Source organism: Niallia sp. 01092 (assembly GCF_052318935.1).
Classification (GTDB): domain Bacteria; phylum Bacillota; class Bacilli; order Bacillales; family Cytobacillaceae; genus Niallia.
In genome coordinates, this window is record NZ_JBQRKO010000008.1 from 124,126 (window position 1) to 141,646 (window position 17,521).

At 34.8% G+C, this 17,521-nt stretch carries 18 protein-coding genes; 4 read left to right on the plus strand and 14 right to left on the minus strand.

Annotated features, from left to right (window positions below):
- Positions 1-3 precede the first annotated feature (3 nt).
- The 3 genes from ACTXGU_RS09545 to ACTXGU_RS09555 form a co-directional block, all read right to left on the minus strand.
- The gene (locus ACTXGU_RS09545; RefSeq protein ID WP_443481277.1) at positions 4-1,017 is read right to left on the minus strand and encodes a LacI family DNA-binding transcriptional regulator; all 1,014 of its coding nucleotides are present in this window, start codon (positions 1,015-1,017) and stop codon (positions 4-6) included.
- 648 nt (positions 1,018-1,665) lie between these two features.
- A complete protein-coding gene (locus tag ACTXGU_RS09550) occupies positions 1,666-2,628 on the minus strand; it encodes a tRNA dihydrouridine synthase (RefSeq protein WP_443481278.1) in 963 nt (320 codons plus the stop codon).
- Positions 2,629-3,292: 664 nt separating this feature from the next.
- Positions 3,293-3,754, minus strand: a complete 462-nt coding sequence (locus ACTXGU_RS09555) for a DinB family protein (protein ID WP_443481279.1) — start codon at positions 3,752-3,754, stop codon at positions 3,293-3,295.
- Positions 3,755-3,961: 207 nt separating this feature from the next.
- On the opposite strand from ACTXGU_RS09555, the gene ACTXGU_RS09560 reads away from it, so the two are divergent.
- Positions 3,962-4,855: a LysR family transcriptional regulator gene (locus ACTXGU_RS09560; protein WP_443481280.1), complete on the plus strand. Its 894-nt coding sequence runs from the start codon at positions 3,962-3,964 to the stop codon at positions 4,853-4,855.
- A 560-nt stretch (positions 4,856-5,415) separates the two neighbouring features.
- On the opposite strand, the gene ACTXGU_RS09565 is transcribed toward ACTXGU_RS09560, so the two are convergent.
- Positions 5,416-6,663 (minus strand): MFS transporter, encoded by a 1,248-nt coding sequence (locus ACTXGU_RS09565; protein ID WP_443481345.1) that lies wholly within the window; start codon positions 6,661-6,663, stop codon positions 5,416-5,418.
- 434 nt (positions 6,664-7,097) lie between these two features.
- Here ACTXGU_RS09565 and ACTXGU_RS09570 point away from each other — a divergent pair, with 434 nt between their 5' ends.
- Positions 7,098-7,679, plus strand: a complete 582-nt coding sequence (locus ACTXGU_RS09570) for a TetR/AcrR family transcriptional regulator (protein WP_443481281.1) — start codon at positions 7,098-7,100, stop codon at positions 7,677-7,679.
- 61 nt (positions 7,680-7,740) lie between these two features.
- Positions 7,741-8,169, plus strand: a complete 429-nt coding sequence (locus ACTXGU_RS09575) for an ester cyclase (RefSeq protein WP_443481282.1) — start codon at positions 7,741-7,743, stop codon at positions 8,167-8,169.
- 580 nt (positions 8,170-8,749) lie between these two features.
- On the opposite strand, the gene ACTXGU_RS09580 is transcribed toward ACTXGU_RS09575, so the two are convergent.
- The 7 genes from ACTXGU_RS09580 to ACTXGU_RS09610 all read right to left on the minus strand — a co-directional run bounded on the left by ACTXGU_RS09580 (position 8,750) and on the right by ACTXGU_RS09610 (position 11,712).
- On the minus strand, positions 8,750-9,163 hold the full coding sequence (locus ACTXGU_RS09580) for a DUF6998 domain-containing protein (RefSeq protein ID WP_443481283.1): 414 nt from the start codon (positions 9,161-9,163) through the stop codon (positions 8,750-8,752).
- Between the two features lie 10 nt (positions 9,164-9,173).
- On the minus strand, positions 9,174-9,539 hold the full coding sequence (locus ACTXGU_RS09585; protein ID WP_443481284.1) for a DUF7225 domain-containing protein: 366 nt from the start codon (positions 9,537-9,539) through the stop codon (positions 9,174-9,176).
- 137 nt (positions 9,540-9,676) lie between these two features.
- On the minus strand, positions 9,677-9,964 hold the full coding sequence (locus ACTXGU_RS09590) for a hypothetical protein (RefSeq protein ID WP_443481285.1): 288 nt from the start codon (positions 9,962-9,964) through the stop codon (positions 9,677-9,679).
- A 59-nt stretch (positions 9,965-10,023) separates the two neighbouring features.
- On the minus strand, positions 10,024-10,344 hold the full coding sequence (locus tag ACTXGU_RS09595) for a hypothetical protein (protein ID WP_443481286.1): 321 nt from the start codon (positions 10,342-10,344) through the stop codon (positions 10,024-10,026).
- A 161-nt stretch (positions 10,345-10,505) separates the two neighbouring features.
- On the minus strand, positions 10,506-10,706 hold the full coding sequence (locus ACTXGU_RS09600) for a hypothetical protein (protein WP_443481287.1): 201 nt from the start codon (positions 10,704-10,706) through the stop codon (positions 10,506-10,508).
- A complete protein-coding gene (gene istB / locus ACTXGU_RS09605; protein ID WP_443481288.1) occupies positions 10,703-11,458 on the minus strand; it encodes an IS21-like element helper ATPase IstB in 756 nt (251 codons plus the stop codon). The genes ACTXGU_RS09600 and istB overlap by 4 nt, the downstream gene beginning before the upstream one ends.
- Positions 11,455-11,712: a hypothetical protein gene (locus ACTXGU_RS09610; RefSeq protein ID WP_443481289.1), complete on the minus strand. Its 258-nt coding sequence runs from the start codon at positions 11,710-11,712 to the stop codon at positions 11,455-11,457. Before ACTXGU_RS09610 ends, istB begins: the two co-directional genes overlap by 4 nt.
- Positions 11,713-11,924: 212 nt before the next feature.
- Here ACTXGU_RS09610 and ACTXGU_RS09615 point away from each other — a divergent pair, with 212 nt between their 5' ends.
- Positions 11,925-12,317 (plus strand): (deoxy)nucleoside triphosphate pyrophosphohydrolase, encoded by a 393-nt coding sequence (locus ACTXGU_RS09615; protein WP_443481290.1) that lies wholly within the window; start codon positions 11,925-11,927, stop codon positions 12,315-12,317.
- A gap of 35 nt (positions 12,318-12,352) precedes the next feature.
- On the opposite strand, the gene ACTXGU_RS09620 is transcribed toward ACTXGU_RS09615, so the two are convergent.
- From ACTXGU_RS09620 to ACTXGU_RS09630, 3 genes are read right to left on the minus strand one after another with little or no spacing between them, the layout of a single operon-like run.
- Complete coding sequence (locus tag ACTXGU_RS09620) at positions 12,353-15,163, minus strand: DEAD/DEAH box helicase (protein ID WP_443481291.1); 2,811 nt, start codon at positions 15,161-15,163, stop codon at positions 12,353-12,355.
- A 31-nt stretch (positions 15,164-15,194) separates the two neighbouring features.
- Positions 15,195-15,494: a nucleotide pyrophosphohydrolase gene (locus tag ACTXGU_RS09625; RefSeq protein WP_443481292.1), complete on the minus strand. Its 300-nt coding sequence runs from the start codon at positions 15,492-15,494 to the stop codon at positions 15,195-15,197.
- Between the two features lie 10 nt (positions 15,495-15,504).
- Positions 15,505-17,448: a DNA/RNA helicase domain-containing protein gene (locus ACTXGU_RS09630; protein WP_443481293.1), complete on the minus strand. Its 1,944-nt coding sequence runs from the start codon at positions 17,446-17,448 to the stop codon at positions 15,505-15,507.
- Positions 17,449-17,521 lie beyond the last annotated feature (73 nt).

Here is a 17,521-nt window from a genome sequence, read left to right on the forward strand (position 1 = left end):
AAATCACCCACCTTGAGTCGATGATCGAACGAACAGCTTAGGTTCGTATTCCATACAGAAAGGTTCTACCGTGTCTTTTTTAATAAGACGATCAAGCAAGGTAACTGCATCCTCTCCCATTTTCATTTTCTCAACATGAACTGTTGTTAAAGGAGGATAGCACATGCTCGCATAATCGATGTTATCAAAGCCAGCTACTGCTATTTCGTCAGGGATTTTTATTCCTTTTTCTAATAAGACTCTCACAGCACCCATCGCTAACATATCGTTTGTTGCAAAAATAGCTGTTGGTCTTTGTCCGATGAATTGCGGCCAAATTTGATGGAGTCCCTTATAGCCATCTTCATAAGCCGAAGTCGGAGAATAATAAATATTTTTTGATAAAACCTCAACACCCAGTTCCTTGAACCTCTCACAAAAGCCTTGCAATCGGAGCAAGTGACTTCGGTGCGCTTGAGGACCAGCGATCACAAAAACATTGCGATGACCTAATTGATACAAATACTCTGCAACCATCGCTCCACCTTTATAGTCTTGATTGACGATTTGGATGACGTCACTCTTGTCAGTCGTTCCATTCACAATTAAATAAGGAACCTGAAAGCTTTCAATGTGGCCTATCACTTCTTGACTCAGCCGGCTGATTAATATAAGTCCATCAACCCTTTTTTCATGCATGAAATCAGCAGACCTTAAAGACATTTCCCTATCAGTTGTGACAAATACTGAGTAGTTCAGACTTTCCGCCTTAAGTAGAATCGCATCTAGTATTTTTCCATAAAAAGGGTGAGATGCGATAGGATGGTGCTGCCGGTAGATAATGACGCCTATATTGTTTGTCTTTTGCGAAACCATCGCTCTTGCTACTCCATTTGGTTTATATTGGAGCTCTTCAATCGCCTTCAAAACCTTCTCCCGAGCTTGTTCACTCGTATATCCGTTGCCAGAGATCACTCGTGAAACGGTCGATTTAGAAACCCCTGCCCTTGAAGCAATGTCAATAATTGTATAACTCATACAACGACCCCCGACCTTCTCTATCTAATAATGTCATCAATCTATCATAACGCGCTTACATGATGATGTTGTTAAAACTATGTTAAGATTTTATGAAATTATGGGTAATCATTCCAAATGATCTTCGCTATATACTATAAAATAATCCTATCTGGACAGATTCTCTTCGGTTGTAGACGCTTTCACAAATTTAAAAGCCGATTTTTCCGAATCGAGTAGAGGGAAAATAAAATACATTATTTTCGCCCATAGGAATAGGGGCTTGCTTTCCGTTTCAGGATACTCGCTTTCCGTGGGGCGTGCGATGAGCCTCCTCGGCGCTTGCGCCTGCGGGGTCTCATCTTACCCGCTAATCCCACAGGAGTCTCGCACCTTCCACTTCAATCAAGCCGTTTTATCAATTAGTTGCTGTCGCTGAACTGGTGAAAACACCACCCTTTTAGAAATAGACTCAAGCGGCACATTCTGGTAGAACAACGTTGAATGATAACATAAGACCTTTTTTTTTCAGAAAACAGACTTTATCAAAACAAAAGTTGCAGGCTGCAAAGGAACTTTTAATTGAATAAAATAAGTACACATGAGTTGATGTGATTCATTTTTTCTCTAACTTTTTGAGCGTTACATCATTTCACTGTTCCCGTCCCATCAACATTCTTTTCCAAAGTTATCAAGCAATGCACGCACTTCATCTGTTGATTTCGTGTTCATCAATTGATTTCTTAATTCACCAGCTCCACGGAATCCTTTGACATAAATTTTGAAAAAGCGATGAAGCCCTGTGATTGAACGTGGCAGTGCTTCCGCATATTGATCTTGAAGATCAAGCTGCAGTCTTAAAAGATCAAGGTATTCTTTACTGCTATGCTCTTTTGGCTCTTTTTCAAAAGCAAAAGGATTTTTAAAAATACCTCGCCCGATCATAACGCCATCAATACCATATTGTTTTGCAAGCTGCATCCCAGTTTGACGGTCAGGAATGTCTCCATTGATTGTTAGCAGCGTATTTGGTGCGATACGGTCACGTAATTTTTTGATTTCCGGAATTAGCTCCCAATGCGCATCTACTTGGCTCATTTCCTTTCTTGTACGTAAATGAATAGAAAGGTTCGCAATATCCTGTTTTAAAATATGCGTTAGCCACTCCTCCCACTCATCTACATTCTTATAGCCAAGTCGTGTTTTCACGCTGACAGGCAGTCCGCCCGCTTTTGCTGCTTGAATAAGTTCTGCCGCAACATCTGGACGCAGAATAAGGCCACTCCCCTTCCCTCTCGATGCCACATTAGGTACAGGGCAGCCCATATTAATATCGATGCCTTTAAATCCTAGCTCTGCCATGCCAATACTCATTTGACGGAAATATTCGGGATTATCCCCCCAAATATGTGCCACCACCGGCTGTTCATCTTCTGTAAAAATCAAACGGCCACGCACACTTTTTATGCCATCTGGATGACAATAGCTATCCGAGTTTGTAAACTCTGTAAAAAATACATCCGGTCGACCAGCTTCACTTACTACGTGACGAAAAACAACATCTGTCACATCTTCCATTGGTGCAAGTACAAAAAATGGTCGTGGTAAATCACGCCAAAAATTATCTATCATTTCAAACTCAAATCCTCTCACTATGAATACAACTTCAAACTCTCGGACAAAAAATATAAAGCCAAATGTTCCACTTCTTTTACACTTATATCATGCTTAATAACTTATTATCAAACACAAGTACATTTAGACATTTATAATTTGTGAAAAACTATTGTGAAAATCGACAATGTTTATTTTAACGAAAATCGGTCCTGAATGGTATTTTTATAAAGTGAACCTTTCCATCAGTGGGGGTTTTCTTCATCCCCCACTGATGGTTAGTTGAACTTATCGGACTTTTACGGGCAGTTGTCCCCCACCTAGCTTCCTCGATTCTTCAGCATCTTGAGGTGGAGGTCTTACTGCCCGTTAAGAGTGGGATAAACAAAAAAGCAGATGGTATAGATTTTTTCTATATCAACTGCTTTTCTATTATACCAGCTCCAACCACGCGACCGCTTCACAATGTGTAAATGTAGAAAACAAAATTCCCATTTTTTTATGTTTTGTTGTTCCTTCGGGTCGTCCCTGTGACAAAGAACTGAAGTTGTTTAAAAAATTATCAAGACCTAAATCGTAAAAAGTCATAAAAAATAAGGGGTAATACATATTTTACCAATATGTATCATCCCTTTTACTTTTTGTTTCACAATCGCGCCAGTTACTTGAATAAGAACTGAATTTATAAGCCGTTATTTTCAATTAAGATTTGATTGTGAATATGGTGTTCCATATGCTCAAGATAATCTTGTATAAGCCACTCTAGTGTTTTATGTTGATTATTTCCTATATCACATAGGTTGGATAACTTCTCGTTAGAAATATTCTTAACAATATTAACAATTTGCTTATTTAATGTCTGAAAAAGGTTTACTATTTCATGAAGTGGTCTATTTTGATAATTCTGAACGATTACCCATTGGTCTTGATTATACGATTGAATAACATACAATGGTTCTTCATATTGAATTTTTATAAATCTTTCCATATTATTTATGGCAGAGTCACATAGATGTCCTAAAATCTCTTTTTTAGACCATTTATTTGGTAATGGTCGATTAGAAATTTCTTTTTCAGACATAGAGTTGTATTCTTCTGGTAATCTGTTTATCCAATGATTGATTCCCTCAACTACTTTTTGCATAATTCTACTCCCCTCATGAAATATCGATAATCAACAATTGGACTAGCCGGTTCAATTTGTAAAGAAAGTAAAAATTTTGGTTTTACAGTCATATTATGATCTCCTTTAATATTGAATTTTCTTTCTAATTAAATTATATCTTGTTTACAACATCATAGTCTTAGATAATTATAGATAATAACTATCAATATTATTGATAAAAAAGGATTGATTTATATCGAATTTTTATACCTTAAAACTTTTGTTCAAGTAGTAAATAGTGGAAGTTATACTCGTGCTGCTATTGAATTAGATTATGCCCAGTCTAGCGTTACAAATCATATCCAAAAGCTTGAGGAACTGTACGGAGGAATTGTTTTACTAGAAAGAAAAGGAAAATACATGAAGCCTACTTCTTCTGGTGAACTTCTTTTTGATTACGCAAAAAAAATACTATCCCTTCATCAAGAATCACATCTGGCTCTAAAAGAACAGGAAATCAAAACACTTTCAATAGGAACAATTGAGACATTAGCCATCTATTTTCTCCCTGAATTACTAGAAAAATTTAAAAGAATCTATCCCAACGTTCATATACGTATTATTCCGGATTATAAGCAAAACATTATTAGAATGGTTAAAGAAAAAGAGATAGATTTCGGACTTATCTTGGATTTTCCATGTCAAGTTACTGGAATAGAAAGCCTTTACATAAAAAAACAAGATATGATGATTGTTGTTCCTCATGATCATGCCTTTGCAAGTAAAACTGAAGTTGCTATACATGATTTAGAGAATGAAACTTTCATCTTAACCGATGAAGGGTGTACGTATCGTGCTTTTTTACTTGAAAGATTTAAAATGGAAAACATTTCTCACAACATATCAATGGAGCTTAGTAGCGTGGAAACAATTAAGAAAGCTGTGGAAAATAAGTGGGGGATTGGTTTTTTACCACTTTATTCAGTAGAAAAAAACGTAAATAATCAGTTGATAAAGGCGATTTCTTTACATGATAAGAATCTAAATTTTTACAGTCAATTACTCTATAGAAAAGAGAAATCCCTTCTCAAAGTTTTTCAGACATTTATTAACTGTTTAAAACAAACAATAAAATGTTGAATAACAATAATGTTTAATCTGGAGAAGCATGAGCTAAAAGTTCCTAAAAGGTGAGAATATCTGCACCCCCATTTATCATTTTAACGGCAAAATTTACAATACAGACGTTTAAAACATAATACAGTTGTTTAATAAGTTTCATTTTTTTGGTCTTATATACTCTAGTAAAAACGCTGCAACCTTTAATTTTATGGTTTGCAGCGTTACCAATTATACCGGCAATATTGGTTACAATGACTCCAATTCTTGGAACAGCGAAGACAGTTTATTACAGAAACTTTATTTTTCTCATAGGCTGTTTTCGTATAGATTGTTGCTTTTAAACTCGCAGCCTGAATACACTTCGCTTTCCGCGGGCGAGCGTCGAGCCTCCTCGTCGCATACGCTCCTGTGGGGTCTCGTCTTTCTCGCATTCCCACAGGAGTCTACGTGTATTCAGTCTGCTGAGTACTTCTTCTCCCATTTTTTTACGTAAAAAACAACAAACTTTGAGAAAACAGCCTTCTCATAACACCTTAGCAAGTTAACCATGCTCTTTGTAAAACAATATATAATTGAGATTATTCGCCTTTAACCTGCTCTGACAGATGGAGGGTAATTGCCCAAAATAAAAGAGTAAAAGCGCTGATAGAAGCACCTAATAGACATACTCCATTCCATCCATAGCTTGCATAAATATTGGTTGAAATAATTGCGCCTGTTGCACTGCCAATAGAATAAAAAATCATGTAACTCGCAGTAAGCCGACTCCTTGCTTCAGGACGTACTGTAAAAATCATACTTTGGTTGGTGACATGTACAGCTTGCACCGCTAGGTCAAGAAGGATAACACCAATAACTAATGGTAATAGAGAGTAATTAATCAATCTAATGAGGAACCAAGATATTACTAATAAAAGCAGAGCAATGCCAGTGGTTCGTTGTCCTAAACCTCGATCGGCCAGACGCCCAGCCTTCGCAGCAGCTAATGCTCCTGCAACTCCAGCGAAGCCGAATGCTCCAATAGCAGTATGTGAGAGATGATATGGTGCAGCACTAAGAGGTAACACTAATGAAGTCCATAGAATACTAAAGGAAGTAAAAATTAGAAATGCTAATATTCCACGGATACGTAAGATCCTTTCCTGTACGAATAACAAGAGGACAGAACGCAGCAACTTGGGATAAGACATAGCTGTTCGTTCGCTCCTAAAATCAGGTAATTTTCGGTATAGTAAACCAACTATGAAGAACATAAGTACAGCAGAAGTAAGATAAACGGAACGCCAACCACTCAGGTCTGTCAATGCTCCAGCAAATGTTCGCGCAAGGAGGATTCCTATTACAACGCCACTTGTAACGAAACCTACTATGCGTCCACGTTCTGTAGGATTAGACAATGTTGATGCATATGCGACGAGTGTCTGTGTAACAGTTGCAAGGATTCCCACTATAGCCATACCTATAAAAAGTATTGTACTCGTGGGAGCAATACCAATAATAATTAGAGCGACAACTGTAAGTAGCATTTGACCAATAATAAGTAATCGAGGATTGAAGAAATCACCAAGCGGAACTAGTAAGAGCAATCCAAGTGCATAACATATTTGAGTGATCGTAATAACAACCCCAATGGTTGAGTGATCAATCTTAAATTCATTTGAAATAGCATCAAGCAACGGATGAGCGAAGTATATATTAGCAACAGCCATTCCACAGGCTATTGCAAATAATAGAGTCATAGAGCGAGACATCGATGTACTGAAACGTGATTGTAATTGACCGTTATGACGATTAAGATTAGTTGTTATTTCTTCTTTACCATTCATCATTTTCATCCCCTTTTTGTACTATTCAAAATTACATACCGAATAGTATATAATTATCACAAGTAAAATATAATCGTTTTAATGTTGCAATGTCAAGGATTTTAGAAAAACGTTTGATTTTTATTCTTTTAAAATTTGACACTCCCCCATTAATTAAATAAGATTATAATGTACCAATAAGTATATAAAATTCATTGTTAATAATTAAAATTTTGGCTGTGTTAAACTTGCCTGTTGATCTCCGCTTCAGGCGTTCGCTTTCCGCGGGCGGTCTGGGAGCCTCCTCGTCGCTTTGCTCCTGTGGGGTCTCCCTCTGACTCGCTTTTCCCGCAGGAGTCTCACACCTTCCACTCCAATCAACATTGTGCAAAAATCAACAATGAGCTTTAACATAGCCTAAATTTTAAAAACGATAAAGGAGAGAAAGGATTATTATGGCTCGACTACGTGAGTTTGATGAAGAAAAAGCCTTAGATGCTGCTATGCAGCTTTTTTGGGAGAAAGGGTATTCAGCTACTTCATTAAGTGACCTAACTGCCAGAATGGGGATACAACGTCCAAGCTTATACGCTGCTTTTGGTGACAAAGAAGGGTTGTTTGAAGCTGCATTGCGCAGATATACAAAGTTACATGCTTCCCGTATTCGAACAAAACTTCAAAATAAGCCATCTGTAAAAGAAGGAATTCGTACTTTTTTTGAAAATCTAGTAGAAGAGGAATATAAAGAAAGTCCAAGCAAGGGATGTTTTTGTATTAACACAATGGTAGAACTTGCCTCTCAAAATGAAAAGTTTGAAATTCTGACGAGGGAGCATCAGATGTATCTTTCGGTTTTATTTCAAGAATTAATTGTCCAAGGTGTTCAGACAGGAGAATTTCAAAATGATCTAAATGCTAAAGCGTTAGCACAGACGCTAGTCACTTCATTAATTGGACTTACAGTAATGATGAAATCTCGTCCAGAGCGCTCATTTATAGATAACTCTGTAGCCGTGATATTATCATTATTAAAATAGTTAGATTAAAAATAAGCTGTGATAAGTTTAGCATTGCGTTTATTAATAAGGGGGATTTTAAATGACGCCAGAACAAATTGTTAGAAAATTTTTTAAAGAAGTACGTTCAGGTAACAACCTTGACTATTCAAATCAATTAATGGCAGAACGAGTATTGGCACATCAAATTATATCTGAAGAAGAACAAACAGTTTGCAGAACGCCTCAAGATTATGCTGAACACGTAAGAGAGATGATTGAAGTATATGGTAATTTTTCTTTGGAAATTCAAGAATGTTTAGTACAAGGAAATAAAGTATATGTACGTTGGAAACAAGTAGGTACACACGTAGGAGAAATCGAAGGATATCAACCTACAGGACTCCCAATAATTGAAAAAGCAAGTGCAGTATATAAAATAGAAGATGAAAAAATTTCAGAGTATTGGATTCAAGTTGATAGATTAGGAATTCAAAGTCAATTGGAGCGGAATAAAAATTTCAGTAGTTAACTAATTCGTATAGAAAATACAACGATTTTTTTAAGTAAAGGGCTATTCTTAGCGATACGCCTTCCGTAATTATACAACTTTATTATTTCTAAACGCTCTTTTCGTAAAGATTGTTGCATTTAAACTCGCAGCCTGAATACACTTCGCTTTCCGTGGGCGAGCGTCGAGCCTCCTCGTCGCAAACGCTCCTGTGGGGTCTCGTCTTTCTCGCATTCCCACAGGAGTCTACGTGTATTCAGGCTGCTAAGTACTTCTTCTCCCATTTTTTTACGTAAAAACAACAACCTTTGAGAAAACAGCCTTTCTAAAAAATCATAGAATAGATGGTTACTGTATTTCTAGATATAAAATTAAAAAACTTATTATTTAAAAAGCTGTTTAACCAATCTTTCATTAAGAGATATTCCTAATCTTGTTTCAAAGGTTGAGGATGTTGATGTGTTTTTTAGTAGGATGCAATAGTTTGAAAATCTGTGCCTGTCTCCTAGCTTTAAAAATCGGAGGACAGGCACTCCATATGAACAAATTTCTTTTTGCAATGCAGTGTCTGACAACCATAATCTAACGAAAACAGCATCATTCAACAAACTCTTAGACCATCCAATTTTTTCAACTGATTAATATCCACTTCATATTTACTTCCAGACACTCTACTAATCTTTTTTACTTCTTCTTTTGGTCCAAAATAAATTGTTTTAAAATCATCATCCTTATACTGTACAACAAAAAAATCATCGAAATCGTCAAAGGTACGTTGGTTGATGGAAATAAAACCATTTGTTTGTGCGGTTGTTTTCACACTAATCCTTCTATTATTGCTTATCACATCAAACCCATGTTGATTCGTTTGCCGTGACAAGGAGCCACCTGTTTCAATTGCACAGATAAACTCCCCGATTCTCCCTATTAAATGCCGCAATTCTGTCGGTTTACAATTTAAGACATTCATTTCATATCTTAGTATTTGATTATATTCATTATAAAGATTTATCATTTGTTCTCTACTAATAAAACTCAGCTTGCTTCTCCAAGGGAATATCTGTAAGGTTCTTTTCACGTAATGTCTTAACACCACTGACCCATTCTCCGATAATGCTTTCTCTATCACACCCCTTTGGCTTATGAAAAATAAAACCAGTATACGTTACATTTTCTCCTAGATATTTGTAGGAGCTTCTAGTAATATATTCAAAAAGATGCTTATTAAAAGCAATTCCGTTATTGTACCGATTATAGCAATAGTCAGATAAGATAACACTCGCAGGATTTGTTCCGTATTCGTCTTGAAGCATGCTTTTTACTTCAGCAGGGGTAACTACATCGTTGATTCTATTATGTAAAGTTTGAATTAGTTGTTCGTAAATGGACATTCTCGCACCTCCTATCAATGGTATTTTACCAATGGTGTGACTAGCTGACTGGATCCGAAAAGCTTTTACCAACACACTAACAAATCATGCCAAGCCCGAAAAAAATGACTATCCGTTAACAAATTACCTAATTATCCCTATTTTGATATCTTTAATTTATAATTGTATTTCTTATTAATTTTTCCTGCTATTTCCTCTAAAAATTCTTGAACAGTCATATTTTCAACCTCATTTGTATACCAAGCAAGTTTCGCCCCTTTTTCTTCTCCATTATATTCCACACTTAATGGCATATAAGCATTTACTGCAAATGTATAATCAAATTTAATATACAGTTGATTCCCATTAGGGCAAGCAAGAATTACCTTATAAATTGGATTTTTATATTCTGGTTGAAACTTCACTTTTTTTATTTTGGCTAGCATTTGTTTCTCCTATCAAATAAATATTATAGATAGTACTCAAACCATCAATAATTGGATAGCTACCCCTTCCGCTCAAAATGACAATGCAGCCGATATGTACAAATTTCCTTCGTCCACTGATAAATGATTTCTTCCTCATTTTTCTCCATTTGCAGGTTCAAAATAAATTGATCATTTTCAAAAGAAACCAATCCTTTTGAACTACCGCTCCACTTCGACATTGGCATCCGTGAGATTAAACTAGCTACCTTTTCTTCGTTATAATCCCATAACTTCTTCGTTTCTTTATCGGAAAAATCAATACGTTTTCGATATTCTTTACCATCAAATACTGGTAAAAAAATGGTACTGCTTCTTTGGCGGTTATTGTTTTGTACCATTCATGAGTATTGCGGATAGATTGAGCCAACAGTGCGGAGTTTTGAGCCACTGTTTGCGGATATCTGAGCCAGTAAGTGCGGGAAAGAGAGCCAGTGTTAGTAAAGAACAAAATAATTAAGAGCCATTAGAACAGAGTTCGTTCCAATGGCTCTTTGTTGTATTATTTAAATCTTTTATTCTCTAATTGCTTGTCAATAATCTTAATTGCCCAACGAACGAGTTCATCTTGATCTAAATTCTCCTCCTCATTCCATATGCAGGAGGGTAATAGTCTATCTTCTACTTCCATCCTTATTTCATCGGGTAAATACATATGAAAAAAATACCTAGCTATACGATTTTCAACTTCTGTTGGAATCATTGAGATACCACCAATCCATGACGTTCTCTCATCGAAACTTCTCCATCAACTAAAATCTTATATGAATCGTGAACGATTCGGTCAAGAATCGCATCTGCTATTTGTGCCTGACCTAGTTTCGAGTGCCATCCTTCTGGCGAAAATTGAGAACAGAAAATAGTAGATGCTTTCTTTAACCTTGCTTCAATAATTTCCAACACATGAAGTACATTTTCCTCTGTAAGCTCTGTTAATAACCACTCATCTAGTATCAATAAATCGATCTTTTTATATTTTTGAATTAACTTACGGAAGCTACCATCTGCTTCAAACTTTGCTACAGCTAATTCATCAAGTAATTCTGGTAATCTAATATATTTTACTTTGTGGAATTGGCGGCATGCATGAACCCCAAAGGCATTTGATATCCACGTTTTTCCGTTTCCTGAGGCTCCCATTAAAATAATGTTATGGTGATTTTGAATGTAATTTCCTGTTGCTAACTCTAGTATTAGGTTCTTGTCTAGATTACGATCAGGATGATATTCTATATCTTCAATAGCTGCCGTTGGTTCATTGAATGTCGCCTGTTTAATTAATCGTTCAAGTCTATTTGATTTACGTCTATCATACTCATAATCTACTAAGAGATTGAATCTATCATCAAAATCCATACTTTTGTAATCTTTATTCTGATATTGTTGCTGATATAATTCTGCCATCGCACCCATTTTCATTTCTATTAATTTACGTAACGTTTCTTGGTTCATCATTTATTATCCCTCCCAAAGTATTTAGCCCCACGTACAAATCCAAAGTCATCAGAGTTCGAGCCGTGACTATTCCTATCCATTTTTTGAGTTTGCTTTCGCTTCTTATTTCTCTCCAGTACGCTTTTTAAAACAGAAATTGTTGGGTTTGTTGATATTTCAAGTAAAGTTTCTGTTGCTTTTTCTATTTCTTTCTTTGTGTATTTAGTAGATAGATTCCTTAGTGTGCTAAGGATATTTAATGCTTTTTTCTCCACATTCATTTCCAAGATATAAGAAACAAATTGAGTCATAAATGGTCCAATCGTTTCTGCCCACTTTCGATTATTTTCAGGATTATATTCTAGATATAATCGGTGATTATCAGGCATATGGTCCGAGTTTGTAGAAAACTGGATAAATTGTTTAAACCTTATCCTCAAAATGCTATCATTACTATAATGTTAAGATTATCAGGAGGCTTTATAAATTGAAAAAAACAGTAAACGTTGTCGCAGCAATCATCGAAAACGAACAAAATGAAATATTATGTGCTCTTCGCTCTCCCAAAATGTCACTTCCAAATATGTGGGAGTTCCCTGGTGGGAAAGTGGAAAAGGATGAGGATATTTTTTCGGCTTTAGAGAGGGAAATTACGGAGGAATTGGGATGCAGTATTAAGGCAACGGAGTTATTTCACGAGAATACACATGAGTATGATACTTTTATTATCACTTTAATATGTATTAAAGCAAAAATTGTAGAAGGTACTCCAACTGCTAGTGAGCATTCAAAACTTATTTGGTTAAAAAGGGAAAACTTAGATTCCTTAAAATGGGCACCTGCTGATATTCCAGCGGTTTCTGCATTAATAAATGAATAAACGTAAAAATGCTAGGTGCAGGACCTAGCATTTTTTTATACTTTGATGACAAATTCATTATATATATTTGTTGGTAATGTATGCTCTAATTGCATTTTTACTGTGATAGGCTTTTCACCTTCAAAATCTACTGTATTTCCTTTGCCAATATAAATATATGGCTCTATCTTTCCGTCTATTTCTCTATATTTTCTTATAAAAAGATGTAAATGGATTCCTCTATCTTTATTATTGATGATATTTTTCCCTCTATCGGAACTTTGGCTAGTGCTATTTGGTGTTTGCCATTGAAACGTATTTTCATCGATAATTTTATCTTTATAATTGATACTTTCCTTTATATTCTCTTCTTTATGGAGATCAATATATAGAAAATAATCATTTCCATTAGTTAGTAAGCCAGAGCCTCTAAACGAACTATGTATTTTACGGTAATTTGATAATAAAGCTGCATCCACCATTTGATATTGTTCATATAGTTTAAAATGTGGTATTCCGTAATAAGTATCTTTAAATTCTTTTTCATAACGGAAAATTCCATACGTCACAATATCTACAAGATACTCTTTATATTGTTCCTTTTGTAATAATTGCTGAAAAGAAACCGTCTTATAAAGCTTACCATTTTCATAATCACAAAGCTTTAATTTCCCCTTCTTTTGCACACTATCATAATATGTTTGATTTAAGCATTCAAATGCATGAAGAATACTATCCTCATCTACTTTTTTTACAAATTTCAATATTTCATGCTTTGCATCTGCAATTGATAATTCATCCTTTTCAAACAAAGCAATTAAAATTGCAAACTCATATATACGCTTTACAGGCAGTTTACTTGATAGCTCTTTTAAAGCACTTTCAAAATCTTTATTTTCCAGTAATCCTTTTAAACGATTATCCTTTTCTACTTTAGCTACAAATTGGAGATAGCTTTTTTCTCTATCAATAAATTTGATTGGATCCGGCGCACCATCATATTTTAAATAATCTACTAATAAATAAGGAGCTTGACCATTGTTCATTTTTTTAAACTCAAAATATTCCTCTTTTAAATATTTCATTGAGTTAAAATTTTCTTTATCTATTTGGGCCAATATTCTTTCTTGAGAAATTCGATCCATTTGAATATGTGTACAGCCAGGTATATTAGAAAAACCCGTTGCAATCGCAACCTTTAGACTTTCTTTATCATAGTATCTACTTCCATTTAAGGCGATTGCGATTAAAAAGGATTTACTATGGTTTCCAATAAAATCTAAAACGGTTAAAAAGTTTTTCCCATTATACTTTCTAAGCCCTCTCCCTAATTGTTGGATAAAAACAATCGGTGAATTAGTTGGTCTTAACATTAAAACCGTATTAACAGTAGGAATGTCTATCCCTTCATTAAAAATATCTACTGAGAAAATAACTTCTAAATCATCCTGATCATCTTCTAATTTATTAATATAGTACGTTCTTTTATCAACACTCATTTCACCAGTTAAACAAACACTTTTAATCCCTCTACTATTAAATTCTGTTTTCATGTAATTTGCATGCTCTATACTGGCACAAAACCCTAAACATTTTCTTTTTTTTCCATCATGCTGATAAAAGAACATTTTATCGATAATAAAATCAACTCGTTCATTGATTTTTAATCGCTTTGTTATCTCTGCAATATCATTAATATCAACATTACTTAAGTTCACTTCATCTATATCAGTAATCCCAAAATAATGAAATGGAACAACCAATTCATCATCAAGCGCTTCGTGTAAGCGAACTTCTATCGCCACATTATTATCAAAAAGATCAAACACATTATGATGATCACTTCGTTCAGGTGTTGCAGTCATTCCTAAAGTAAATTTTGGTGTAAAATAATTAATTACAGACTGGTAACTTGGACTTGTTGCATGATGTGCTTCATCATAAATAATATAATCGAAATGATCTTTACCGAACTCTTCATAACAATTTTTTAACGTTTGAATAGTAGTAAAAATATAATCAGCATGCTTATCCTTATGACTTCCTGTGAGTAATCCAAAGGTAATTTGCTCGTTTGGTAAGAGCTTTTCAAAGGTTTCTTTTGCTTTTTTTAATATTTCTCCCCTATGTACAATAAATAGTAGTTTTTTTGGCTGATATTGTTTTACATCAAAAGCAGACATATAGGTTTTTCCTGTTCCTGTGGCTGCAATTACAAGCGCCTTCTTTTCTCCAAAAGAACGTATTCGCTTAAGATTTTCCATGGCTCTTTTTTGCATTCTGTTCGGAACAATATATTCACTTTTTTCATAAATAAGTTGCTGTTGATTCATTGTGTTGTTTACAATAGTTTGCAGAAAACTTTCATAATCATTAATAAAGCTTTCATCAGCTTCTGTAGTAATTTCCCAAAGCTTATTATATTCCTTTAGTACATTATGTATAAAAGATGTATCTTCTTTTGAAATGATTTTCACATTCCACTCCACATTACTTTTTAAAGCACTTTGGGTAATATTAGATGAACCGATAATCACTTTATAATGATCACTATATTCAAAAATATAAGCTTTTGTGTGAAAACCGATTTCTTTATCTGTCACAAATACTTTAAGATCGATATTATTAAATTCATTTATTTTCCTTAATGCTTTACTTTCTGTAAAATTTAAATAAGTGGATGTAATAATTTTACCTTTTATCCCCTTTATCTCCGCTTCTTTAAACGAATCTAACAAAAGTTGTAATCCACTAAAATTAATAAATGCTACACTAAAATAAAACCTTTGACACTCATTAATTGCTGTAATTAGCTCGTTTAATAAATTTCCACTCTTTGAATTAACGATTAATTCTTTTTCTACCATTCTATGAGATCCCCTCCGATATTATATTTCTTTATTTACTTGGAGCTGGATACTTCTCCCGATTCTTCATCATCTTCTTCAATCCCTCCTCCTCCAAATCAATACCAAGCTTATCCGCCAATTGAATTAAATAAATCAACACATCCGCCATCTCTTCTTTAATATTCTGCATATCTTTTTCTTTTGCTTCCTCACTTGTTTTCCATTGAAAATTTTCTAAAAGTTCGCTTGCTTCTAGGACAATGGAGATGGCTAGGTCTTTTTCGTTATGGTATTGTTTCCAGTTTCGTTCGTCTCGAAATGCTAGTACGTCTTTTATTAGTTTTTCCATTATGCTGCTCCTATTCGTATATTGTTGGCTGCTCTGCTACTTTGTTTGCTTTAAAGAATTCATTTTCTTGGAATGGTGGATTGCTTATTTGGTGTCTTTCCTTTATGTACTGAGCTAAATTTGCATCTGTACAATAAATAAAGCAGCCTTTTTGTCCTCTTGTCATAAGCGTTCGGTATGTATTGCGGATGATTTCGTCTGCTAGTTGTTTTGCTTTTTGTGGTTCTTCTTTCATCATCTTTTTTATTCCTTTTAAAGAAGTATCTGTTTTTGCTCGTTCCGTAAAATCAGTGATGATGGCGTCATCTTCAAATTTCAAATCATCGCCAATAATAACGCCGACATAATCAAATTCGAGTCCTTGGCATGTATGAATGCAGCCTGCTTCTTTTACTGATTTTTCGTCAATTGCCCAAGCTTCGGTATTGCCTAGATTCCAGCTCATTTTAAAATTGAATGCTGGCAAGTCTATATCATAATAATTCGGATTATTTTTGCTTTCTTTTTTCCAATCCCAGCAATATCCTGCAACAATGCGGGCTTTATTCGTATGTTTATTAAGCCTTTCGATCTCAGCACGCATTTCATTTGGGTTGTCAAAAATACGAAAATCATAGGAACTACCCATATAATCACTATTTGCTGTTTCTCGAATTTGCAGCAAGTCGTCCAGCCATGCTAGGTAGCCATTCGAACCGTTGCATCGAAACTGTGATTCTAGCTTCATTTTATGAAGATTTGCTCCTGCTTTTTTAGCAAACTTTTTAATTTCAGCTAAACTTCCTGCATCTTTAAGGGTGACTCTTTGTCGCTCATCGATAAAAAAGATCGCAAGCTTACTGGCATGAATGATTTCCTTTGTTTGATTTTCCCCTAAATGCTGAAACATGCCTGACTTTTCATTTAAACGGTGGGCTTCATCGACTATCAATACGTCTAAATCATCTTTCTCTGCATTCACATAGCTTCCAGAACCTTTAAATAAATTATCAATATGACCTTTGCGAAAATCTTGCTTGAGCTTTCTGGCATATACATTACGGGGTGCTGCATTTTTTGTTACATATTGGGATACCATATTTTCCCCCGTTAATTCAACAAGTAGATTAATAGCAAGAACTGATTTCCCTGTGCCTGGCCCTCCCTCTACTACTAGAACCTGTTTTGTTCCAGTTCGTACTGCTTCTTTTGCTAAAAAACAAGCTTGTTCATAAACCACTTTTTGCTCATCAATCATCACAAATTCTTTATTGCCTTGCAGCATCTTATTTAAAGAATCTTGTAATGATTTCGAAGGCCGGATTCTTCCGTTTTCTATTTTATAGAGATTTTCTTTATTATCCCCAACCTGTATGTATCTTTTAATAAACTCTCTTAATCTATTTGCTTCCCCTTTTATAAAAACCGGTGCCTTTTCTACATAATAATCATACATGCTATCTGTTAATGGATCTGTTTCACCTTGGTTTAAGTAATTATGTAAATACGCGCAAGGATAAAAATGCATGTTATGATTTTGGGCATTTTCATTATAATCTTCTATTAAAGCAGCATACGACCATGCTTGATAAGAAGGATGGGTTGTTTCTCGAATTCCTCTATTAATCAAAGTTTTAACAATGGCTTCTTTTCCCTTTACTGTTTCAACCTTTTCCCATTGTTTTAATTCCACAATCACCACAGAGTTCTTGTCCTTACTTTTTCCTGAAATAAGAAAGTCCACCCGTTTTGACGTATGCGGGATTTTAAACTCAATTGCTACACCAGCATTGTCTGGTATCTCGTTATCATTCAAAATTCGGTACATATATTGCATCGAATTATCCCATGCCCTAACTTCCCGCTCATTAATTTTGCCAATTTTAGAATGATAGTTATTGCAAATATTATTTACTAATTCATCGTTAAACACATCGTTGATAAACTCTGTTTTCGTAGCTTCGTAGACTATCATGCGATCATTCCTTAACGTTTGCTGTTAGTTCTATTATTAACTATTTTTGGAATAGTTTCTATGTATTAGATGT